This window comes from Brevundimonas sp. (assembly GCF_027487935.1).
Classification (GTDB): Bacteria; Pseudomonadota; Alphaproteobacteria; order Caulobacterales; family Caulobacteraceae; genus Brevundimonas.
In genome coordinates this window covers 70,044-90,975 of the sequence record NZ_JAIYCP010000002.1, presented here as the reverse complement: position 1 = coordinate 90,975, position 20,932 = coordinate 70,044, and the positions used below count along the sequence as shown (strand labels likewise).

Below are 20,932 nucleotides of genomic sequence, written 5' to 3'. Positions count from 1 at the left end.
CCGCAGCCGCATCGACAGAGGGCGGCGGGCATCATAGTTGTTCAGCCATGCACAGCCTCGACGATCTTCTGCATCCGATCTCGCCCGAGCATTTCCTCGGCGAGTACGTCGGCCGAAAGCCGCTGCATATCCCGGCTTCAGGCGACGGCGCCAAGGCCGCCATTCTCACCTGGCCCGACTTCAACCGGCTGCTGGGTCAGGGGTCGCTCTGGACGTCAGCCCATCTGCGGTTGATGCGGAACTATGTGGCGGTCCCGCCAGACCAGTACTGCCACCCGGTCGCGACGCCTCAGGGCGAAGTCCTTCGGCCCTGGCCGCAGAAGGTCGAGGTGTTCCTGTCCGCCGGTGCCAGCCTGATCGCCAATGACGTTCTGTCCATCCACGAACCGCTGATGCGGATCGGGGAAACGCTGTCGCGGACTTTCGCTGCCAGCATCGGTGCCAACATCTACTGTTCGTTCCGGGGCGTTCAGGCGTTCGGTACGCATTTCGACAACCACGACGTCATCGTTATCCAGACCGGCGGAACCAAGGTCTGGAATCTGTATGCGAGCCGCGCGGACAATCCGATCGAGAATTTCCCCGACGACGACGCCACGCGGCGCTGGTTTGAACAGACCCGCGGGGCCCTCATGCAACAGGTGACGATGCAGCCCGGCGACGTGCTGTATCTCCCGCGCGGCTGGTACCATGACGCCCTGGCGACCGACGGTCCGTCGTTGCACGTCACCTTCGCGATCACACCTCTGCATGGTCGCACCCTTCTGTCCCTGCTGAACCTGGAGGCGATGAAGAACCCTGCCTATCGCGCCTTCGCGCCGCCGGCGACGGAAGACGGCGGCGTGGCCCTGGCGGCTCACCTTGCCGAATACGGTCAGATCCTCGCCCGGATCGCCGCCTCCCCGTCGTTCCGGGAGGAGGTCGCCAGATCCCAGACCCGGATGACCCCTCGGCCGCCCTCCTTCACCTTGCCGGAGCGCAAACCGATTACCCTGATCCGGACGACCGGGCGGTCTTTCCCCGACTGTTCGAGCACGATGCGGGAGATCTATGACTGGGCTATCTCTGAGCGACAGTTCGCCCTGGAGGACATGGTCGCCCATTTCCAGTCCCTGTCCGAGGAGGATGTACGCGCCGGCGTCGCCGCAGCCGAGGCCGCCGGGGCCTTGCAGCGGGTCTGAGGACGGTCGTGGCCTTCGTCACCCGTTTCGCGCCCTCGCCGACCGGCCGGCTGCACCGCGGCCACGCCTTTTCCGCCCTGACCGCCTGGCGCGCCGCCCGCGAGGTGGGGGGACGTTTTCTGCTGCGGATCGAGGATATCGACCCGATCCGCTGCAAGCCGGCCTTTGAGGACGCCATCGTCGAGGATCTGGCATGGCTGGGGCTGGCCTGGGACGGGCCGGTCCGTCGCCAATCCGAACACCTGACCGACTATGCGGCCGTCATCGCGGCGCTGGACGGACGCGGTCTGCTGTACCGCTGTTTCCGTACGCGCAAGGATATCCTCGACGCGATCGGCGATGCGCCGCACGGCCCGGTCGAGGCGGCGCGGCCCGGCCCGCATCCAGCAGACGAGGAGGCGGCGCTGCTGGCGCAGGGCCGAGCCTTCGCCTGGCGGCTGTCACTGGATCGCGCTCGGGAGGCGTTGGGTGACGTCGCCTGGCAGGCGCTGACCTTCGTCGAGGAGGGCCTGGGGCCGAATGGCGAGCGCGGCCTGATCAGGGTTCTGCCCGAGACGGCCGGCGACGTGATTCTGGCCCGCAAGGACGTCGGGGCGGCCTATCATGTGGCTGTGACCCACGATGACGCCTTGCAGGGCGTGACCCACATCGTCCGCGGCGAGGACCTGTTCGAAGCAACCCATGTGCAGGTGCTGATCCAGACACTGATGGGCTGGCCCACGCCGGCTTATCGCCACCACCGCCTGCTGGTCGGGCCGGATGGCAGGCGGTATGCCAAGCGCGACCGGTCCGTGACGCTGGCGGAGCTGCGGGCCGGCGGTCTGGACGCCGGGACCCTGCGGGCCGAACTGGGCTTCTGATCAGGGTGCCAGCCTCCCCTTCGCCTCGGGGACGCGGAAGACCACGTCATTGTCCGGCGCCTCGGCCGCCGCACCGGGGCCGCCGATGGACCGCAGGATGTGGCGGATGATGTTGAGGCGGGCCGACTTCTTGTCGTCGGTGGCCACCACGGTCCAGGGCGCGTGGTCATGGTCCGTTTCGTCCAGCATGCGGTCGCGGGCGGCGCTGTAGTTCGTCCACCGGGCCTGGGCCTCGGCATCCAGAGGCGAGACCTTGAACCGCTTCAGCGGATCCTTGACCCGCTCGGCCAGACGGCGCGCCTGTTCGGCCTTGGAGATGTCCAACCAGAGTTTGATCAGGGTGATCCCGTCGTCGACGAGGATGCGCTCGAACCGTGGGGCGTCCGACAGGAACAGGACGTGCTGCTCCGGCGTGCAGAAGCCCATCACCGGCTCGACCCCGGCGCGGTTGTACCAGGAGCGGTTGAACAGCACGGTCTCGCTGTCGGCCGGCAGGTGCGGGACATAGCGCTGGAAATACCACTGGCCGGTCTCGCGCTCGGTCGGCTTGGGCAGGGCGACGACCCGGGTCTGGCGCGGCGACATGTATTCGGTGATGCGCTTGATCGCGCCGTCCTTGCCGGCGGAGTCGCGGCCCTCGAAGATGATCAGGGTCTTGCGGCCCTCTTCGATGGTCCAGTGCTGGGTTTCGACCAGCAGGACCTGAAGCCGCTCGAGGTCTGCGGCGTAGGTGTCTGACTTCTTGCTCATCGGGACAGAATGCGCCTCCCCCGGCGTTGGGACAATGCGGCGGAAGGACAGAGGCCGAACCTGTCCGACTTCTCATGTGCAGGCCGAACGCGGGTCGGCTAGGATCGCCGGAACAGAGATGGAGCCTCCCGTGTTCGCCACGCGCCGCGCCCTGCTTGGGGGCCTCGCCGCCCTGCCCGTGGTCGGTGCCTGGCCGGCCATGGCCTTCGTCCGCCAGACCGATGCGGCGGCTGAGGCGGCGCTGGACGCCGTCTTCGCCGAGGCCGCGCCGCCCGCCCTTGCCGCCGGGATCGTGACCCGCGAAGGGCTCGGCTGGACCGGGGTGCGGGGCGTGCGCCGCGCGGGTGCTGACGATCCGGCGACGCTGGACGACCGCTGGCATCTGGGCTCCAACACCAAGGCCATGACCGCCGCCGTCTTCGGCCGGCTGGTCGACCAGGGCCGCGCCCGCTGGGCCATGCCCCTGGCGGAGGCCTTTACCGGCATGACAATCGATCCGGCCTGGGCTGCGATCACGCTCGACGATCTGATGCATCATCGCGCCGGCCTGCTGGACGGACCGCTGATCAACCAGAGCTGGCTGATCGCCGCCCATGGTGACCAGAGGCCCCTGCCGGAACAGCGGGCCGCGTTCGCGGCGCGGGCGCTGGGAGCCCCGCCCCGCGGACCTGTGGGCCAGTTCGCCTATGGCAACGGCAACTACATCGTGCTGGGAGCCGCGATCGAGGCCCTGACCGGCGAGGCCTGGGAGGCGGTGATGCAGGCCGGGCTGTTCACGCCGCTGGGGCTGGCTTCGGCCGGGTTCGGGGCACCGCGGGGCGATGCGCCCTGGGGCCATCAGGACGGCGTCGGCGTCGATCCGGCAGGGCTGGCGGACAACCCGCCCGCGCTGGGACCGGCAGGCACGGCGCATATGAACCTGGCCGACTATGGCCGGTTCGTCGCCGCCATGATGGGGAGCCGCCCCGACTGGCTCAGCGAGGGGACGCGGGCGCAGCTGCTGACCCCCGCGGCCGGATCGCCGCCGGCCTATGCGGCGGGCTGGGGCGTGATCAGGGCGCCCTGGGCCGGGGTCGGCGGGCCGGGGCCGGCGATCACCCACAGCGGCTCCAACACCCTGTGGTTCGCCACGGTCCTCGCGGCTCCGGAGCGGGGTATCGGCTTCATCACCCTGTCCAATGACGGGACGGCGGGGCAGCGGGCCTGCACGACCCTGATCCGGCGGCTGGCGGAGGTCCACGCCACGGCGTAAGGCAGCCCCCTTATGCAACGTGATTTTGCCGATTTCTGGAACCTGCTGTGGGAGCTGGCGCTCGGCGTCTGCGCGGCCTTTGCCCTGCTCAACCTGTTGGCCCCGCAGCAGCACCTGCCGTGGAAGCCGCTGGACCTCAGCCAGCCGATCGGCACGGCGACGGCGGCCAAGGTGGCCGATTTCGTCCTGCCTCCGACCGCCGCCCCGGAAGAGATCACCGCCGTGACCGGGGCCTGTATGCAGGTGCTGCGCGAGGCCGGGGTCGAGGTCGAGCGGGCCCCGGACCGCGACGACGGCGGCTTCTGCGTCGTGCGCGGGGCGGTGCGGATCACCGGCGGGGCCGTCACCCCCCTGCCCGGAAACCCGGTCCTGCAGTGCCCGCTGGCGGTGCGGTACGTCATCTGGGAGCGCCAGGTGCTGCAGCCGGCGGCCGAGGCGACCTTCGGCAGCCGGGTCGCCAGCCTGAACGATGTGGGCAGCTACAGCTGCCGGCGCATCTATGGCCAGACCAGTCCGAAGGCCCGGCCCAGCGAGCATGCGCGGGCCAATGCGCTGGATATCGGCGGGGTGACACTGGCGGACGGGCGGCGGGTTTCGGTGCTGGAGGACTGGCCCGGCGACGGGCCGCGCGGACCGGAGGGACGGCGCTTCCTGACGCGGGTCCGCGAGGGGGCCTGCCGGGTCTTCTCGACCGTTCTGGGCCCGGGCTACAATGCGGCCCACGCCAACCATCTGCATCTGGACGGCGCGCCCCGACCCCTGTGCGCCTGATTTCCGGACCCCGGTTCGCGCGAGGGGGGAATCGGTTTGCGGTTGACCGACCCGGAATTGCGCGAGAGAAAGTCAGTGCAGTCCGGATTTCGCGCGGCCTCCACACCCGTGCTCGCTCCTTCACCGAATGAGCTCGTCCAGATGGGCTGACGGGTGTCCCCCTCGGGATGCCTGCCTGGAAAGCGCGTTCAGGAGACGCAATATGGCGACCGGCACGGTCAAGTGGTTCAACCCGACGAAGGGTTTCGGCTTCATCCAGCCCGATGGCGGCGGTCAGGACGTTTTCGTCCACATCACCGCAGTCCAGAAGGCGGGCCTGCAAGGGCTCGATGAGAACGCCAAGGTGTCTTACGAGCTGGAATCCCAGCGCGGCAAGACCTCGGCGGTGGATCTGAAGCTGGTCTGAGACCACGACTGACACCACAATCAGGGGGACGCGGGAGCCACGGCTTCCGCGTCTTTCTTTTTTGGGGCCGAGGAAAGCTGCGCCAGCACGATCGCGCCCAGCACCACCCCGCCGCCGATGGCCTGCACCAGGGTCAGGGTTTCGGCGAAGAGGAGCCAGCCGAGGATGGCGGCGGCGATCGGCTGGATCAGGACGGTGACGGCGGTCAGGGCCGTCGGCAGCCGGCCCAGCGACCAGGCCACCCCGCCCTGACCCACGACATGCACCACCCCCAGGCCGACGCAGGCGGCCCAGCCGCTCCATGAGTCGGGCAGGACATCCTCGCCCAGCAGCAGGGCCACCAGCAGCAGGCCCGGGGCGGCGATGGCGGTCGACCACAGCATCACCCGCCCGGCCGAATGCGCCCCGCGCGCGCCCTTCACGGCGATGAAATAGCCCGCGTACCAGAGGGCGGTGACGCCGGCGAAGACGTCGCCCAGCGGGGGGTTCGAGCCCTGCCCGCCGTCGGCGCCCAGCGACATGGTCACCGCCCCGGCGATGGCGGCGGCCAGCGCCACCACGAACAGGGCCCGGGGCCGCTCGCGGAACAGCCACCAGCCGACCAGGGTCACCACCACGGGCGTGAGGTTGGTCAGGGTGGTGGCATTGGCCACCGAGGTCAGGGCGATGCTGTAGTGCCAGAAGCTGAGATCGAGCACGAGCATGCCGCCCGCCAGCGCCATCCAGCCCGACGGCCGGCCGATGCCCTCGCCGCCGGATCGGGCGGTCATCAGCAGCAGCCAGGGCAGGGCGAAGGCGAACCGCCAGAACCCCGAGGCGGCGGGGCCGGCGTCCGTCAGCCGCACCAGGATCGGCGCGAAGCCCAGCACCAGGGCCGCGAGGATCAGCACGATGAGGGCGGCGGGGCGGGAGGGCATGGGGCGGTGTAACGCCGTGCCGGTGTGGGCGGAAGTCGCGGCCTTCTCCCCTCGAGTGAGAGGGGGCAGTGGGGACTCCCCCCGAAAATCGCTCAAAGCTGTCATCCCTCCCCTTTCGCCCCCGCTTCGGCCGCCGCGCGCACCGCCTCCAGCCGGGCCAGTTCCACCTTCAGGGCCTCGTATTCGGGGGGCAGGTCGCGGCCGGCCATCAGGTCCTGGGCGAGGGTCAGGGCGCGTTCGCGCAGGAACATCCGCATCATGGCCTGACCGGCCTCGAACCGTTCCTCTGTATCGGCCGGGTCCTCATCGGCCCAATTGAGGACATCGTTGAGACGGGCGATCTCGGTCGCGGCGCGGGCGAGGCGGACGGCGTTCAGCCCCTCGCCGGTCTTCAGCGCATGGGCGGCGCCGGCCAGGGCGCGGCGGGCGAGGTCGTCGGGGCGGATGTGCAGGGGCGCGCGCCAGGCCGCCAGCACCGCCGCCTCGTCGGGGGGCGCATCGGGCGCTGTCGGGGCGGGGGCGCCGGTCGCGAGCCCGGACGGCGGCGCCGACCGCGCCGCCGCCTGCCGCGCGGCAAAGGCCCGTTTGGTCCAGCCCTCCCTGGCCGCATGTTTGCGCAGGGCCGTCACCGACACCCCGAACCGCGCCGCCACCGTCGGCGCCGACAGGCCCGACAGATAGGCCCCCCGGATCAGGCCCCAGGTCTCCGCCGCCACGGTGACATAGCGGGTCTTGGGCAGGGCCCTCATCGTGCCGGCCCCGCCGGATCGCGCCTCAGCGCCGCCACCGCCCGGTCGATCTCCGCCATGACAGTATCCGGGGCCGCATCCCGGGCCGCATCCCGCGCCGGGGTCCCGGTCGGCATGTCCAGCACGGCCCGCGCCCTGAGGGCGAGCCGTTCGACGGTCTCGATGCGCCGGGTGACGCGGTCGAGGGCGTCGGGTTTTCGGGGTGTCTTCTTCATGATCTCCGCTCCGTATTGAGGCGGCGGAGTCTGCGGCAGGCGGGACCTATGGTGGGCTGAAAGGGGCGAAAAGACAGGGCGCGGGGCGCAAGGTGTTGAAAGGATTGGGGGAGAGAGGGGACGGTGGGTGCGGGATTGTGCTGACAATCGGCGGATTGTGGGGGGTCCTCCCTCTCCCATTGGGAGAGGGCTTGAGCGCACGAGCGCGAAGCGGTCGTCCTTGCGCGAAAGGGTGAGGGTCGAACGCCGGGGGGCGGCTTCGCCGCTCCAAACAGCCGACCCACATCCGCCCCTCCGGGGCACCTTCTCCCAATGGGAGAAGGATCAGGTGGTTCGCCCTGATCGCTCAGTCGTTTCGCCACTCAGTGCTGTCAGGCTCGGCGGCGATGGCGAAGGCTGGCCGTCGCGCGCGCAGATGAGCCGCCAAGGCCTCGACTGACATCAGGCCGTTGCGATGGATCATGCGGTGGCAGTTGGCGCAGAGCGCGGCCAGGTCGGCGAGCCTGGTGGTCTCGCCCTCTTCGATCAGGGCAACCGGAACCTTGTGGTGCGCCTCGATGTAGCCGGTGCCGAGTTCGCCGTAGATGGCTTCCATGTCGTCGCCGCAAGCCTCGCAGGCGAAGCTGGTCAGGGATGCCTTGAAGTCGTTGATCAGCTTGCGGGATCGCTCCCGCCGCAAGTGGACCCGCAGGACAGCGCGGCCTTCCTGGGCTTCGATCTCAACTTCGGTGGGGTCCAAAATGCCGTCCGAGTCTTTCGGGCTGAGGACGTCCGACTTTAGCCGCCAAACACCCGCTCTCTTGGCGAGGCCGTGTACGCTTTCGAACAGGTCGCCCCGGTCAAGGTAGTGCGGTGATGCCGCACAATAGTTTTGCAGGCGGGCGCGAACACTCGCGGCGGGGTTCTTGGCCTCATGATCGGGAACGAGTTCGATGACCTTCGGCACGAGTTGGTCGAGATGCGCCTCCCCACCGAGTTGGGACAAGGCCTCAACAATATGTTCGGGCCGGATCGGCACGGGCTACGACGCCTGCCGGAAAGCGGGCGACGAACAATGTGACGGTTCCCACTTCTGGTTAGTATCTCTACCCATGCACCCACCGTAGCGGGTGGATGGTCACCCATCAAACCGCTCATCCCCGCGAACGCCGGGATGAGCAGAATCGTGGGTGCGTGGCCTCAGCCCTTGCCGCGCGAGTAGGTCTCGATCTCTTCGCCGTTGGCGTCGAGGGCAACGACATGGCGAGCATCGAACTCGACCACGCCCTGCTCGGTCCATTTGATCGTAGGGTCGCCGTCATAGGCCAGGTCGACGGCTTCCTCGAGATCGTCGGCTTCGACCTCGCAAGTGTAGTCGACGTAGGCGTCGACGCGGGAGAGGATGGTGAACTTCGGCATTGAGCGCTCCTTTCGGGAGCAGGGTGCCGGAACTCGTCGTCTGCCGCTACCAACCCGAGATTGCCAGCGCGATGGGTACTTCCACTTAGCACTGACGGAAGATCAGTTCGGGACTCCCCAACACGATCCCAGCGTGGCAGTTTCGCGTCATGAGCGAGATTTTCTGGCGCGAAACTTTCGAGAACATCGGGGCCGCCTGTTGACTTTTAAGGCAACAATCTCTCATGGTCTCTCTCAAGGATGGATTGAGCTGTTCGAAATTCCTGATTGGGAAAGTCGGATGGCCCTTCGGCCTCTCTACGTCACGCCAGGGTTTTGGACATGGATCGACAATACGCCAGAACTCCACGAGCCTGTGAAAGCGCTCGGCGGCCGCTCCATCTATGAGCAGATAGAACTAATGCTCATCGATTTCCGGTGTGCAGTGCGCCCCCCAGGGGCGTCGGAGTTGCGCCGCATGATGCCCACGAAACATGGGGTCTGGAAGGCGCATCCACCCGGCGCACGCCTGTTCGGTTGGGTGCCTGAGCCAGGCTCCTTAGTCATCGTATCCGGTGAACGAGAAGCCATTATAAAGTCCGACCAGCCACTCTACGACCAGCATTTGCGGGGCGTCAGAGATTATCAAAAGCTCCACGGCTTGGAGTCGTGGATTGTCAGGGGTGACTATCGTGCCATCTTCCCGACCTAAGCCGAGCCTTCGTCGGCAGATTTATCTGGCCCTCGTCAGCAAGGTTGAGGGGCAGATTCGTGATGTCTTTGCAAAGCGGGCGGAGATCGACGGCCTAACGCAAGCCGCCGTCGCCGATAAACTCGGCGTGCACAGGGCCGTTATAAACCGGCGCCTCAATGGCCGAACCAATATGACGGTCGAGACTATTGCTGACATGGCTTGGGCAATAGGGGCCTGTGTCGATGTTGACATCTACGATCCTGCTGAACGGCCAGATAGAAATCACATCTTGGCTCAAGAAGTTCGTACACTCGCACCTCCTCAAATGACGCCGGGATATTCTAGAATCTCGGACGCATCCGCTTCGTTTACTGCGGTCGCAGCATGAGTTCGCTCGTCCAGTCACCTCCGGAGTTTTTTGGGCGAACTATCTTCGCAGAGGACATTCGTCTGGAGAGGTCGGGCCAATTCACGATCGTGGGAATGTTTCCCGGCAGCGTAGAGGTCGAAAACCTTCCGGCAGTTCTTCCTCGTATGGCGATGCTGGTCGAGTTTCAGTGGCGACTAGGCGCGCTCAAAGAGAAAGCTCGATTGGCTGCATACATGCCCGGTATGCCAGTAGAACAACCAATTTGGGAAACGACTGTGCTTCCTCCCGAACCAGAGCCATCAGCCCTTAAAAAAATTACGCTCGCCGAACAGGGGGGGCCATTTCCTGGCGAGCTTGTTTCGCGCGGCACAAGCATTGTGAATATGGCGAATATTCAAGTTGCCCAATCCGGTATGATTCAAGTCCGGGCATTCGTGGCGGACAAGGTATTCGCGATCGGCGGACTATATCTTTATGTTCAAGACAATGATTTCAGTGCAAATTGACTCTCTGTAGATACTTCAGCGTCATTCGCTTGATCTGACTGCGATCAAGAAGCCCCCTACCGCCCCTTCCTGAACGCCTCCGCCTTCTCCGCCGCCGCCTCCGCCCGCCAGCGCTTCGGTGCGGACTTGTCGACCGTCTCGCCCTCCCCGGTCAGGACCTCATTGGCGAACTCCAGGTCCATCAGCTTCATCCGCTTGATCTCGTCCCTGAGCCGCGCCGCCTCCTCGAATTCGAGGTTGGCGGCGGCGTTGCGCATGCGGGATTCGATGTCCTTGAGGGCGGCCTGGAAGTTGGAGCCGGTGAAGGGTTTGGCGTCCTCCTTCATGCCGGGGGCGGTCAGTTTGTCGAGGGCGCGGGACTCATAGGGGCTGGCCATGATCTCGCGGATGTCGCGCTTGACCGACTCCGGGGTGATGCCGTGTTCGGCGTTGTAGGCCTCCTGCTTTTCGCGGCGGCGGTTGGTCTCGGCGATGGCGCGTTCCATCGAGCCGGTCATGCGGTCGGCGTAGAGGATGACGCGGCCGTCGACGTTGCGCGCGGCGCGGCCAATCGTCTGGATCAGGGAGGTCTCGGAGCGGAGGAAGCCCTCCTTGTCGGCGTCGAGGATGGCGACCAGGCCGCACTCGGGGATGTCGAGGCCCTCGCGCAGCAGGTTGATGCCGATCAGGACGTCGAAGGCGCCCATGCGCAGGTCGCGCAGGATCTCGATCCGCTCCAGGGTGTCGACGTCGGAGTGCATATAGCGGACGCGGACGCCCTGTTCGTGCATGTACTCCGTCAGGTCCTCGGCCATCTTCTTGGTCAGGACGGTGACCAGGGAGCGGTAGCCGGCGCGGGCGACGGATTTGACCTCATCGATGACGTCGTCGACCTGGGTGCGGGTCGGGGTGGAGACGGGGCGGATCTCGACGGGGGGGTCGATCAGGCCGGTGGGGCGGATGACCTGTTCGGTGAAGACGCCGCCGGTGCGCTCCATCTCCCACGGGCCGGGGGTGGCGGTGACGAAGACGGTCTGGGGCCGCATGGCGTCCCATTCGTCGAACTTCAGCGGGCGGTTGTCGATGCAGCTGGGCAGGCGGAAGCCGTACTCCGCCAGGGTGGATTTGCGGCGGTAGTCGCCGCGGTACATGCCGCTGATCTGGCCGACGGTGACGTGGCTTTCATCGACGAACAGCAGGGCGTTGTCGGGGATGTATTCGAAGAAGGTGGGCGGCGGCTCGCCGGGGCTGCGGCCGGTCAGCCAGCGGCTGTAGTTCTCGATGCCGGCGCAGGAGCCGGTGGCCTCCATCATCTCCAGATCGAAGCGGACGCGTTGCTCCAGACGTTGCGCTTCGAGGAGTTTGCCGTTCTCGACCATCCAGTCGAGCGTCTCCTTCAGCTCGGCCTTGATGCCGGTGACGGCCTGGTTCAGCGAGGGGCGCGGGGTGACATAGTGGCTGGCGGCATAGACGGTGATCTCGGTGAGGTCGGCGGTCTTCTTGCCGGTCAGGGGGTCGAACTCCTGGAGGGATTCCAGCTCGTCGCCGAACAGCTGCACCCGCCAGGCACGGTCTTCCATGTGGACGGGGAAGATCTCCAGCACGTCGCCGCGCTTGCGGAACATGCCGCGGTCGAAATTGAGGTCGTTGCGCTTGTACTGGAGCGCGATCAGGTCGGCGCGGAGCTTGGCCTCGTCGATCCGGTCGCCGACCTTCAGGGTGAAGGTCATGGCCGTATAGGTCTCGACCGAGCCGATGCCGTAGATGCAGCTGACCGAGGCGACGACGATGACGTCGTCCCGCTCGAGGATCGCCCGCGTCGCCGAGTGGCGCATGCGGTCGATCTGCTCGTTTATGGACGAGTCTTTTTCGATGTAAGTATCTGATTTCGGGACATAAGCTTCCGGTTGATAGTAGTCGTAGTAGGAGACGAAATACTCGACGGCATTGTCCGGGAAGAAGCTCTTGAACTCGGAATAGAGCTGGGCGGCGAGGGTCTTGTTGGGGGCCAGGATCAGGGCCGGGCGCTGGGTCTGTTCGATGACCTTGGCCATGGTGAAGGTCTTGCCCGAGCCGGTGACGCCGAGCAGGACCTGATCGCGCTCGCCGGTGTCGGCGGTGGCCACGAGCTCGGCGATGGCGGCGGGCTGGTCGCCGGCGGGGGTGTAGCGGGTCTCCAGCCGGAAGGGGATGTGTTTGCGGCCCCCCTGTCCAGAATGGGGCGGCCGGTCGGGACGGTGCGGGGTCCAGTCGGCAGGCTTGCCGGGGGCCTCCTCCGGCGTCAGGCGCGGGCCGGTGACGGGGGCGAACATCGGCATGCGGCTGGTCGCCGTCGCCGGATCGAAGACGAAGGGCGCCGCCGCCTCCGCCAGACCCGAGGGGTTGGGGACGTGGACGGGCTTGCCGGACTGGGAGGGGGAACGGGCCATGAACGGAAGGTAGGGCCAGGAGGCCACAAGGGCCAGAGGCGGCGAGGCTGGCGTTTCGTAAACCAGCGGTTAACAATGAACACCGACGGGTCGGGGGGCACCGGATGGGCAGGCGTTCGAACGAGAAGGCAAGGCAGCCGCGCCGGATTTCACTGAAGCAGCTCAAGGCGGCCCTGCGCCGGGGCGGCATGATCGACGCGAGTGCCCTGGTGCTGGGCATGCCGGACGCCGCCCTGAGCTTCAGCGATCGTACGAGGGGTGTGCACAAGCCGCCGTTTCTGGTGGCGGCCTGCGAATTCGAGCCCTTCGGCGAGGAGCCGGAGAACCGGCGGACCGGGATCCGGGACTTCGAAAGGCTGAGCCTGGCCGCGCGGGTGGCCCTGACGGTGGGGCCCAATCCCCCGGCCGATCACCCCTTCGCGACAACGGTGAAGCAGGCGAAGCTGAATATCGACGCCTTTCCCGTCGTGGACCCCGAGGACATCCTGGAGGCCCTGGCCTGGGTCGCGGACGAGCTGGGGCCCGATCAGGGGCGCGGGGGCTCTGCCGCCACGGCAGAACAGCTGGCGATGCGCGGCGGGCTGCAACTGATCGGGTGCCGCATCGCCCAGACCCGTCGAGGGCGGGGCGAGGACGGCCTGCGTCTGGTCAATGCTCGGCAGCCCATATCGCTGCGACTGATCGGGTGCGTGATCGAATGTCCGGTGCTGCTGGCGCATTGCGAGCTGGTGTCGCTGGACCTGTCGGGCTCGGCGCTGAACTCGCTGGATGCGACGGGGCTGAAGGCCAGCGGCAGCGTTCACCTGAGGCGAACCGTGGTGCGGACACCGGTCAGCTTCGCCGGGGCGCGGATCGCGGGGTCGCTGAACGCCAGCGACGCGGTGTTCGCACCCTTTGCCATGGTGATCCGCCAGACCCCCATCGAACCCGACCACGGGATGCTGAACCTCTCGAAGGCGACCATCGAAAATGAGGTCCGCCTGGATCAGGCCCGTATCTGGGGCGGCCTGTCCCTGAGGGGCACCACGATCGGGCGTTCGCTGTTCCTGAACCGCGCGATGCTGATTTCGCCGATCGGCCTGATCGAGAAGCGGCTGTTCGACCTCCTGACCGCTGCCAAGGTAACGATTGCGAAGGACGATGTCGGCGGGCAGATCGCCCGGGGGGATGCGGCCCTGGCCGAGCGGCTGCACAGCCCGACCCGACCCTCACCGGCGATCGAACCGCCACCCGGGGCGCTCTGGGGCGACAGTGCCTGCTGGGGGCAAATCTCAAGGGCGCTCCAGGAGGCGGAGGTCCTGCAAGGCGAAACCGGGCGCTGGCGGTTTCTGACGACACGAACCCTGAACAAGCTGCGCGCCCGTGCCCTGGTGTCGGCGGTCCGCGCGGACGGCTTGAAGGTGAAGGGCAGCGTGTTCGCGCGCGCGGTCACCTGCAACGGCCTGTTTCGAATGAAATATGCAGAGATCGACGGCGGTCTGCGGTTTGAGGGCGCGCGGTTCAGGAGCGCGGCCAGCATCCTGAGAACCCTTGTTGATCGCCTGAAATCTGAACCCGGCGATCCAAGGCTGGTCAAATACGAGCGGCTTCAGGTTAAAGGCGGAGGCAAGGAAAACGGCCGGAAGGCAGGCTGGCGCATCCGCGACGCCCTGACGACCCTGATGGCCAGGGATGATTTCCTGCCGAACTGGGAAGATGAAAGGCCGGAGGTGGCGCTCGACCTGCGCGATACCCGCCTGGCGGGGGACCTTTCACTCGGACCGGCCAATCCGCGAGAAGCCGGCCGGGACCCGCTCGTGACCCGGCCCCCCTGGCGATCGCGGAAAGGCCGGGTCGATCTTCACGGGCGGATAAACATGGACGGGCTGCGGACCTCCGGCTCGATCATTCTCTGCGGCTTGACGTGGGATACCCTGCGGCCCGGACAGGTCACCGGTGCAGAGCGGGCGGCGTTTACGGGTGTCAGCCATGAAGCGCCGCCCGCCCCGACGGAAGCGGCCGCCGGTCCTGGCAGGGATGATCTCGAAGGCGACGAGCTGACACTGGCTGCCCTGTTCGGTCCAGGGCGAAGCGAGCGCCCGGGCCTGATGCGATTCGCGCGGTGGCTGATGCGTGGTCGGACCCTGAACAAGGTCGGCCAACCCGACAAAGGCTGGGCCAGATTTCAGCGTGCCCGGATGAAAACCGCCGCAGGCTTTTCGGTCATATCGATGCGCCAGGCGCGGGTGGGTCGCGATATCGACCTGCGTGCCACCCGCAACGTCCACGGCGTGGACATGGAGAATGTCGAGATTGGCGGCGATCTCTATTTTGCCGACAAGTCGAACGGTCGCACCCGGGAGAACAGCCTGCAGGCCGGCTTCATCACCTGCGCACACAGGGCGGAAGCGGTCAGGGGTACGATCAACCTCCGGGCCGCCAGGGTCGCCGGAGATGCCTTTCTGGTTTTCGACGCCCGCGAGGGGCCGGTGATCAAGGCCGGCATGGCGAAAATCGGCGGCCGGCTCGACATCTACCCCCAGCTCGACGGCCGGACCTACCAGTCGCCTGTGAAGGACCGACGGCCGCCCACCGAGGACGGGGAGACGCTTTCCGGCTTCTGGCTGGACTCCTGTTCCCACCAGGGAAGGTACAAAAGCGGTGCCGTCCGCGATGACGGGACGCACCAGACTCCCGGACAATTCTGCGAACATTGCGGACTGATGCTGAGCAAGGTTGAGGATCACCTGGCGTGGTTCATCGACCTGCGCCATGCCCGGGCGTCGGTGTTCGCCCATCCCCCCGCCGCATGGCCGGATCCCGGTGCCCTGAGCCTGGACGGCTTCGTCTATCAGCAGACGTCCGACCTCGGTCCCCTCGCACCGAAGCCCCAACTGGTGGAGCACCAGAAGGTTCATTACGAGCGCGGCCGCCTGGCCTTCGCCTGGCGGCACAACCCGGCCCTGCGCCGTCGGGACACCCTCCTGGCAGTCGCCGCGCTCGGGGCGATCACACTGACCCTGGGACTGTTCGGCTGGTGGCTCGCCCGGACCGCTGCCCCCTATTTCGGCGTCACGGCGGTCCCGGTGCCGACCTTGACCATCAGCCTGGCCGTCTCCCTGTTTCTGCTCTGGCGCGTTCTGGGATCCATCACCCCCAGTCCGGGGCAGCGGTCGCGAACGGGACTGTTTGACACCGGCACCCGGGACAGCACCCCGCGCGCGATCGAATATCTTGCGCGCCAGCGCGTTTCCGAGAGCCGGTTCAAATGGCGGCCCTCGACCTATCATGTACTCGACAGCTACTCGCGTGCGGCCAAGGCCTTGCGGGAGGCCGGCCGGTATATCTCCGCCAATCTGGTGGAGCAGGCGCGCCTGCGCCGACGCACGGAGATGCTGTCGTGGCGTCATCACGGCATGGCCAAATTGATCCTGCGGCTCGTCGATCTGTTCGCCGGCTACGGGTTTGCCCTCTCGCGCGCCGTGATGCTGAGCGGTGTCATTGTCTGTGCCGTCGCCGGCCTGTCCCACTGGGCCGCAGCCAACGACTATCTGGTCGTCAAACCGGCGGCCGAGGTGCCCCTGGCCGAGGGCAGGCCGCCGCCCGTCCCCGTCGTCGAGTTTGGCAAATGCGACAGCTCCCGGACGGCGGCCTCCATAGACCAGGACTGTCCGGACCTGATCTATGCCGCGGATCTGCTGCTGCCGTTCATCGACCTGGGTGAGGAGACGCGCTGGGCGACCCAGATTCCCGAGGACGCCGAAAAGGACATCCTGCGCCTGTGGGAGCCCTGGCAGAGTTTGTGGGTCTCACTGCTCCGCAGCTGGCCGGCGCTGGTGAGCATACTGGGTCTGATGCTGAGCGGCGTCCTGCTTACGGCCATGGCCGCCCGGATCGAGTCTGCGTTCTCCCGCGTCGAGGAATAGGGTCGGTGCCTGAGTCACGAAGGGCCTTGGGGACGCCGGTTGGGGGAACTGTTCCGGCTGACGGCGTGAGGTGGCGATGGCGGTGACGACCCGCCACCCGCCGGGATCAGCCGCCGCGGTTTACCCGCCAGTTGCGCGGATCGATGCGGGGTCGGGTCGGCGTGCCCTCGGTCGGGACGGCCGGGTCCCCGGCGGATGCCGGCGGGGGCAGGTTCAGCGGGCTCGCCAGCGGGTCGCCGGGCTGAGCCGGCGGGAACGGGGCCGGGATCCGGGCCGGGGGCGGCGCGGGAAGCACGGCGAAAGTCGGTTCCGGGCCTGCCCTGCCGGGGGGTGGAAGGCTGCGCAGTCGGCGATAGCCCCCGGCCGTGTCCACGGTCTGGACCGGCGGCAGGCAGGCTGACCCGGTCAGTCCGTAGAGCTCGGCGGCCACATCGTAGACGCCGCGCTCGATCAGGGCCCGGACGCCGAGTTGCATGGGCTCCAGCGCGCTCTGTCCGCCCGAGAGGTCGACGGCCATACCGCCGAAGATGTCGAACACACCGGCGCGAATCTCGCGGCCGACGATCTGTTTCTGATAGGCGGCGATGGCCACGACTTCCTGGGAGATGGAATCCACCAGCCGCAGGTCAATCGCCACATTCATCACGAAGCGGGAGCCGCCGAGCATGGTCTTGGGGTCCTCGGGGTCGAGGGCCCCTACGCCCAGCTGCCCGCCCGATGACTCGATATTGTAGTTGAGCTCGGTGATGCCGCCGACGAGGTAGAAGCGCGATCCGGCGATCTGGCCCGCATTGACCGGGCGCACCGGTCCGGGTGTTTCGTCCGCGCCGGTCGGGGCATCGGAGAGGACCTGGGCGGTGGCATAAGTGCGTTCGACCTCGGAAACCGTGCGGTCCGCCCGCTCGACCAGCGGAACCCCGGCCCGGCCCAGGGCCGTGACTGCGAACAGCGAGGCCCCCTGGGTCACCCGGCGGCCCGTCTCGAAGTCCAGCTTGCCGGTGAGATCGGCGATTTCGCCGACCGCCAGGCGGGGCGCGGCGAGGCGCAGGCCGGCAGCGGTATCCGCGAGGCAGGTCAGGGCCGGGGTCAGGGGCGTGGCATTGGCAGTCGCCGGCGCTCCCCCGACCGGCTCGGCATAGAGGCCGGTGGCGGGATTAAAGCCTGTCGACCCGCACCCCGAAACAATCGAGGTCGTCAGTAGGACGGCGATCAGGGTACGGCGACTCACGAATCGATCTCTGCCCTCTCAAGGCACCCACTATAGGCCTCGGGAGTCTGCAAGCCAGCCAGGAGTTCGAAAACGCCCCGTTCGACGAGGGTGCGGACCGCGGCCTGCAGGGGTTCGACCGCCTGGGTGCCGCCGGACACGACACCACCGACGGTGTCGGAGCCGCCGGTCACGCCGAGGTTCAACTCGCGGCCGAGCAGCTGCTTCTGGAAGGAGACCGTATCGACGACGATCTGGGAGCGGCTGTCGACGAGGCGCAGGTCGACGGCGACGTTCATGACATAGCTGGAAGCGCCGACGCGGCCCCTCAGGCCGGTCAGCTCGGACTCGCCGAACTGGGCATTCAGGCCCGACGACTGGAGATTATAGTTCAGCTCGGTGATCCCGCCGACGATGAAATACTCCGATCCGGCGACCTGACCGGCGAAGATCGGGCGGAAATTCTGGGCTGACTGACCGGCCAGCTCGGGCGTATCGGACAGCAGGTGCTTCTGGGCGTAGTCCAGCTCGATCTGGGAGACGGTGTTGTCCAGCCGCTCGACCACCGGGGTGCCGGCGCGGGCCAGGGCGGTGATGGCGAACAGGGAGGCCCCCTGGGACACGCGGGCCCCGGTATCGAAATCAACCCGTCCGGTCAGGTCGCCGATGCGACCGACCGACATCCGCGGGGTCCTCAGGCCGAGGGTCTGGTTGCGCTCGGCGAGGCAGGTCAGGGCGACCGTATAGGGTGTGGCATTGCCGGAGGCATGAACCCGACCGCCGCGAACCGAATTGTCCGGTGTACCGGCGGCGGCCAGTCCCGGAGCCAGCAGGCTGGCGGCGGTGAGGGCCATGATCAGAAGACGGTTGGGGCGGCGGGTCATGTCAGGTCTCCGGTGAGGGGAGGAAGGGGCGGTCAGCGCGGGGGGGTGGTGCCGGTGGGTGCGACGGCGGTGGTGGTCCCCCGGGTCGAGTTGGTGGTCACGGACCCGTTGGCGGTCACGACACCGGTGTTCGTCTGGTTCGAGTTGACGATCACAGTGTTCCAGGACCCGGCGACGGACACCGTCAGAAGATTGCCGATCGCCGTGCTCGAGGAGCTGGCGGCACCGGTCGAGAAGTAGTCAGCGCCGCTGACGGCCTGATCACCCATATTCCCATCGGATTCGAAATAGCTGCTCGAGTCGGACTGGATAATTCCATTGACGATCAGTCGGTTACCGGTCCGATCGCGGGAGGAGGACCCATAGGTCCGGCTTTCCATCTGACGACCGTTGGCATAGCCGGCTTCATAGGTGGCGAGTGATCCGCCGCGCGCGGGTGCGCTCTGGGCGAGGACCGGCGTAGCCAGGACGGCACTGCCGGCGAAGGCGAGGACGGCACTTTTCAGGATTGACCGGGAGCGGTTCATGATGCGACACCTTTTCGTTGACGTTGGTGTCGCCGCGTTGCAGCGCGACGACACCGGGAAGTCAGTGGTTTTAGAAGCCCGTGACGGTGAGGCTGTTGCCGATGGCGGCAGCCGTCGCCGAGATCGAGCCGCGAACGTCGCGGACCGTGGCGTTCATGTTGGCGTAGACGCCGGCGTTGTTGAACTGGGTCGAAGCCAGACGGCCGAAGTCGGTGTCGATGCTGGCCGAGTTGCTCAGGGCAGCCGCGGTCATGGCAACGTCATCGCCGACATTCTGGATCGTCGCGTTCAGGTTCGCGGTGGGATCCCATCCAGCCAGCTGGGTGTTGTTGAGGACGCCGACCCAGTCAGCTTCGATGCTGGCCGAGTTGGCGATGCTGGCCGAGGTCAGGGCCACGTCATCCGTGACGTTCGTGATCGAGGCCGAGAGGTCCGAACGGGCGTCGCCCCAGAAGTTCTGGTAGTTGTTCAGGGTCGCGAGAGCCGAGCCGGCGCCGCCAGTGGCCGAGAAAGAGTTGGCGATTGAGGCCGAGGTCAGGGACACATCGTCCGACACGTTCTGGATCGTGGCGTTCAGCTGGGCGCGGATGGTGGCGTTGTTACGCTGGTTGTTGTCCAGGCTTTGAGCCTGGGCGGCACCAGCCGAAGCGGCGAGGCACAGGGCAATCGCCAGGACGGAAGCGGTGGTCTTCATCTGAGAGTTCCTTTCATTGCCGGGTATTCGGCAAGAGAGGAGGAGCAAGGGCTATACCAGCGGCCCGGCCCCGGCATCTTAACGGTTCGCTAACCAGGACAGGCCCGCTTCCGGCCGAAAACTGGCCCGATCCGGGAATTTTCCCGCTGATTTGCGGAACCTTTGCAAAACGTAAACCCTGTCCCGCAAGGTTCTGTTCAGAGTGAATTTATCTTTACGTTTCCTTGACTTCAAAACGGGACAGACACCTGCCCCAGTTTGGGACAGGACGGATCCCGGGCCGGGCCAGTGACCCGGACACGGCGATTTTCGCCGGAAGCGGGCTCCCCGATCCGGCTTCTGATCACGGACAGGCCGCGCCCATGACCGCACTCCCCCTCCCCGACCTGCTCCTGCTCCTGCTGGCCCTGACGGCGGCCGGACTGGTGGGCGGGCTGGTGGCCGGACTGTTCGGGGTCGGCGGCGGAACAGTGATCGTGCCGGCGGTCTTCTATGCCTTCGAGGGGCTCGGCGTCGGGGGTGAGGGAAATCTGCATACGGCGATCGGGACCTCCCTGCTGACCATCGTCGCAACCTCCTGGCGGTCCCTGCGCGCGCATCGGGCGCACGGGGCGGTCGATGAGGGCGTGCTGAAGACCTGGACGCCCTGGGTGGCGGCGGGGGCGTTGGTGGGGGCGGGGGTGGCCGGGTTCACCTCGATGCAGGGCCTGGCCATTGTCTATGGCCTGTGTCTGCTGGTCGTGGCGGCCCAGATGGGGCTGTTGCCCGAGGGCGTGACGCTCAGGCGGGACCTGCCGACAGGCTGGGGACGGCGGGTGACGGGCACGGTGATCGGCGGGCTGTCGGCCATGATGGGGATCGGTGGCGGCAGTTTCGGCGGCATGATGATGAGCCTGTGCGGACGGCCGATCCATCAGGCGGTGGCCACCGCTTCGGGCTTCGGCCTGGCCATAGGGACGGCAGCGACGCTGGGATTTGTGGTGTTCGGCTGGGACGCCGGTGGACGGCCACCGCTGTCACTGGGCTATGTCAATGTGCCCGGGGCCTTGCTGATGGCGGTGCTGACCACGGCGGTGGCCCCCTGGGGGGCGAAGCTGGCGCACGCGCTGGACCGGGCAGTGCTGAGGCGAGCGTTCGCGGTCTGGCTGCTGGTGACGGCGGCGGCGGTGGTGGGGAAGGCGGTCTGAGTGGCTAGTGGCTAGTGGCTAGTGGCTGGCCACCACCTGCGGGATAGCCCGGACCGCGCCGCCCTTCCGCCG

21 protein-coding genes are annotated in these 20,932 nt (G+C 67.2%); 10 read left to right on the top strand and 11 right to left on the bottom strand.

The window, feature by feature from the left end; all coding sequences use genetic code 11:
• Positions 1–47 precede the first annotated feature (47 nt).
• Together Q0053_RS00670 and gluQRS are read left to right on the top strand one after the other, a co-directional pair.
• Positions 48–1,181, top strand: coding sequence for a cupin domain-containing protein (locus Q0053_RS00670; RefSeq protein ID WP_298094597.1), 1,134 nt, complete (start codon positions 48–50; stop codon positions 1,179–1,181).
• 8 nt (positions 1,182–1,189) lie between these two features.
• Positions 1,190–2,041 (top strand): tRNA glutamyl-Q(34) synthetase GluQRS, encoded by an 852-nt coding sequence (gene gluQRS / locus Q0053_RS00665; protein WP_298094594.1) that lies wholly within the window; start codon positions 1,190–1,192, stop codon positions 2,039–2,041.
• On the opposite strand, the gene ppk2 is transcribed toward gluQRS, so the two are convergent.
• Positions 2,042–2,791, bottom strand: coding sequence for a polyphosphate kinase 2 (ppk2, locus tag Q0053_RS00660; protein ID WP_298094591.1), 750 nt, complete (start codon positions 2,789–2,791; stop codon positions 2,042–2,044).
• Positions 2,792–2,921: 130 nt separating this feature from the next.
• Here ppk2 and Q0053_RS00655 point away from each other — a divergent pair, with 130 nt between their 5' ends.
• The 3 genes from Q0053_RS00655 to Q0053_RS00645 all read left to right on the top strand — a co-directional run bounded on the left by Q0053_RS00655 (position 2,922) and on the right by Q0053_RS00645 (position 5,220).
• Positions 2,922–4,043 (top strand): serine hydrolase, encoded by a 1,122-nt coding sequence (locus tag Q0053_RS00655; RefSeq protein ID WP_298094590.1) that lies wholly within the window; start codon positions 2,922–2,924, stop codon positions 4,041–4,043.
• A 12-nt stretch (positions 4,044–4,055) separates the two neighbouring features.
• Entirely contained in the window at positions 4,056–4,814 is a 759-nt protein-coding gene (locus tag Q0053_RS00650) for an extensin family protein (RefSeq protein ID WP_298094587.1), read from the top strand.
• 202 nt (positions 4,815–5,016) lie between these two features.
• Complete coding sequence (locus Q0053_RS00645) at positions 5,017–5,220, top strand: cold-shock protein (RefSeq protein ID WP_298094584.1); 204 nt, start codon at positions 5,017–5,019, stop codon at positions 5,218–5,220.
• 20 nt (positions 5,221–5,240) lie between these two features.
• Here Q0053_RS00645 and Q0053_RS00640 read toward each other — a convergent pair whose 3' ends face one another.
• The 5 genes from Q0053_RS00640 to Q0053_RS00620 form a co-directional block, all read right to left on the bottom strand.
• Entirely contained in the window at positions 5,241–6,137 is an 897-nt protein-coding gene (locus tag Q0053_RS00640) for a DMT family transporter (protein WP_298094582.1), read from the bottom strand.
• 101 nt (positions 6,138–6,238) lie between these two features.
• Positions 6,239–6,886 (bottom strand): hypothetical protein, encoded by a 648-nt coding sequence (locus Q0053_RS00635; RefSeq protein ID WP_298094579.1) that lies wholly within the window; start codon positions 6,884–6,886, stop codon positions 6,239–6,241.
• Positions 6,883–7,101, bottom strand: coding sequence for a hypothetical protein (locus tag Q0053_RS00630; protein WP_298094576.1), 219 nt, complete (start codon positions 7,099–7,101; stop codon positions 6,883–6,885). Before Q0053_RS00630 ends, Q0053_RS00635 begins: the two co-directional genes overlap by 4 nt.
• 346 nt (positions 7,102–7,447) lie before the next feature.
• Positions 7,448–8,119 (bottom strand): HNH endonuclease, encoded by a 672-nt coding sequence (locus tag Q0053_RS00625; RefSeq protein WP_298094573.1) that lies wholly within the window; start codon positions 8,117–8,119, stop codon positions 7,448–7,450.
• Positions 8,120–8,280: 161 nt separating this feature from the next.
• Positions 8,281–8,499, bottom strand: a complete 219-nt coding sequence (locus Q0053_RS00620; protein ID WP_298094570.1) for a hypothetical protein — start codon at positions 8,497–8,499, stop codon at positions 8,281–8,283.
• Here Q0053_RS00620 and Q0053_RS00615 point away from each other — a divergent pair.
• The 3 genes from Q0053_RS00615 to Q0053_RS00610 are packed head-to-tail and all read left to right on the top strand — an operon-like array spanning position 8,486 to position 10,048.
• Positions 8,486–9,190, top strand: a complete 705-nt coding sequence (locus Q0053_RS00615; protein ID WP_298094567.1) for a hypothetical protein — start codon at positions 8,486–8,488, stop codon at positions 9,188–9,190. The genes Q0053_RS00620 and Q0053_RS00615 overlap by 14 nt on opposite strands.
• Positions 9,162–9,560 (top strand): helix-turn-helix domain-containing protein, encoded by a 399-nt coding sequence (locus tag Q0053_RS13265; RefSeq protein ID WP_367276666.1) that lies wholly within the window; start codon positions 9,162–9,164, stop codon positions 9,558–9,560. The genes Q0053_RS00615 and Q0053_RS13265 overlap by 29 nt, the downstream gene beginning before the upstream one ends.
• The gene (locus Q0053_RS00610) at positions 9,557–10,048 is read left to right on the top strand and encodes a hypothetical protein (protein ID WP_298094565.1); all 492 of its coding nucleotides are present in this window, start codon (positions 9,557–9,559) and stop codon (positions 10,046–10,048) included. The genes Q0053_RS13265 and Q0053_RS00610 overlap by 4 nt, the downstream gene beginning before the upstream one ends.
• 56 nt (positions 10,049–10,104) lie before the next feature.
• Here Q0053_RS00610 and uvrB read toward each other — a convergent pair whose 3' ends face one another.
• Complete coding sequence (uvrB, locus tag Q0053_RS00605; RefSeq protein WP_298094632.1) at positions 10,105–12,345, bottom strand: excinuclease ABC subunit UvrB; 2,241 nt, start codon at positions 12,343–12,345, stop codon at positions 10,105–10,107.
• Positions 12,346–12,560: 215 nt separating this feature from the next.
• On the opposite strand from uvrB, the gene Q0053_RS00600 reads away from it, so the two are divergent.
• Positions 12,561–16,361, top strand: coding sequence for a hypothetical protein (locus Q0053_RS00600; RefSeq protein ID WP_298094562.1), 3,801 nt, complete (start codon positions 12,561–12,563; stop codon positions 16,359–16,361).
• A gap of 106 nt (positions 16,362–16,467) precedes the next feature.
• On the opposite strand, the gene hfaB (Q0053_RS00595) is transcribed toward Q0053_RS00600, so the two are convergent.
• The 4 genes from hfaB (Q0053_RS00595) to Q0053_RS00580 form a co-directional block, all read right to left on the bottom strand.
• The gene (gene hfaB / locus Q0053_RS00595; protein WP_298094560.1) at positions 16,468–17,589 is read right to left on the bottom strand and encodes a holdfast anchoring protein HfaB; all 1,122 of its coding nucleotides are present in this window, start codon (positions 17,587–17,589) and stop codon (positions 16,468–16,470) included.
• The gene (gene hfaB, locus Q0053_RS00590; RefSeq protein ID WP_298094557.1) at positions 17,586–18,452 is read right to left on the bottom strand and encodes a holdfast anchoring protein HfaB; all 867 of its coding nucleotides are present in this window, start codon (positions 18,450–18,452) and stop codon (positions 17,586–17,588) included. The genes hfaB (Q0053_RS00595) and hfaB (Q0053_RS00590) overlap by 4 nt, the downstream gene beginning before the upstream one ends.
• 32 nt (positions 18,453–18,484) lie before the next feature.
• Positions 18,485–18,979 (bottom strand): holdfast anchoring protein HfaA, encoded by a 495-nt coding sequence (gene hfaA / locus Q0053_RS00585; RefSeq protein WP_298094554.1) that lies wholly within the window; start codon positions 18,977–18,979, stop codon positions 18,485–18,487.
• 70 nt (positions 18,980–19,049) lie between these two features.
• Positions 19,050–19,673, bottom strand: coding sequence for a hypothetical protein (locus tag Q0053_RS00580; protein WP_298094551.1), 624 nt, complete (start codon positions 19,671–19,673; stop codon positions 19,050–19,052).
• Positions 19,674–20,035: 362 nt separating this feature from the next.
• Between Q0053_RS00580 and Q0053_RS00575 the strand changes: the two genes are divergently transcribed.
• Entirely contained in the window at positions 20,036–20,860 is an 825-nt protein-coding gene (locus tag Q0053_RS00575; protein ID WP_298094548.1) for a sulfite exporter TauE/SafE family protein, read from the top strand.
• Positions 20,861–20,932: the final 72 nt, after the last annotated feature.

Bases quoted from the DNA above. Each gene is read 5' to 3' on its own strand.
- hfaB (WP_298094557.1), bottom strand. From the start codon at position 18,452: ATGACCCGCCGCCCCAACCGTCTTCTGATCATGGCCCTCACCGCCGCC.
- Q0053_RS00610 (WP_298094565.1), top strand. From the start codon at position 9,557: ATGAGTTCGCTCGTCCAGTCACCTCCGGAGTTTTTTGGGCGAACTATC.
- uvrB (WP_298094632.1), bottom strand. From the start codon at position 12,345: ATGCCGATGTTCGCCCCCGTCACCGGCCCGCGCCTGACGCCGGAGGAG.
- Q0053_RS00640 (WP_298094582.1), bottom strand. From the start codon at position 6,137: ATGCCCTCCCGCCCCGCCGCCCTCATCGTGCTGATCCTCGCGGCCCTG.
- Q0053_RS00630 (WP_298094576.1), bottom strand. From the start codon at position 7,101: ATGAAGAAGACACCCCGAAAACCCGACGCCCTCGACCGCGTCACCCGG.
- Q0053_RS00645 (WP_298094584.1), top strand. From the start codon at position 5,017: ATGGCGACCGGCACGGTCAAGTGGTTCAACCCGACGAAGGGTTTCGGC.
- Q0053_RS00580 (WP_298094551.1), bottom strand. From the start codon at position 19,673: ATGAAGACCACCGCTTCCGTCCTGGCGATTGCCCTGTGCCTCGCCGCT.
- Q0053_RS00650 (WP_298094587.1), top strand. From the start codon at position 4,056: ATGCAACGTGATTTTGCCGATTTCTGGAACCTGCTGTGGGAGCTGGCG.
- Q0053_RS00620 (WP_298094570.1), bottom strand. From the start codon at position 8,499: ATGCCGAAGTTCACCATCCTCTCCCGCGTCGACGCCTACGTCGACTAC.
- Q0053_RS00635 (WP_298094579.1), bottom strand. From the start codon at position 6,886: ATGAGGGCCCTGCCCAAGACCCGCTATGTCACCGTGGCGGCGGAGACC.
- Q0053_RS00670 (WP_298094597.1), top strand. From the start codon at position 48: ATGCACAGCCTCGACGATCTTCTGCATCCGATCTCGCCCGAGCATTTC.
- hfaA (WP_298094554.1), bottom strand. From the start codon at position 18,979: ATGAACCGCTCCCGGTCAATCCTGAAAAGTGCCGTCCTCGCCTTCGCC.
- Q0053_RS00575 (WP_298094548.1), top strand. From the start codon at position 20,036: ATGACCGCACTCCCCCTCCCCGACCTGCTCCTGCTCCTGCTGGCCCTG.
- Q0053_RS00600 (WP_298094562.1), top strand. From the start codon at position 12,561: ATGGGCAGGCGTTCGAACGAGAAGGCAAGGCAGCCGCGCCGGATTTCA.
- ppk2 (WP_298094591.1), bottom strand. From the start codon at position 2,791: ATGAGCAAGAAGTCAGACACCTACGCCGCAGACCTCGAGCGGCTTCAG.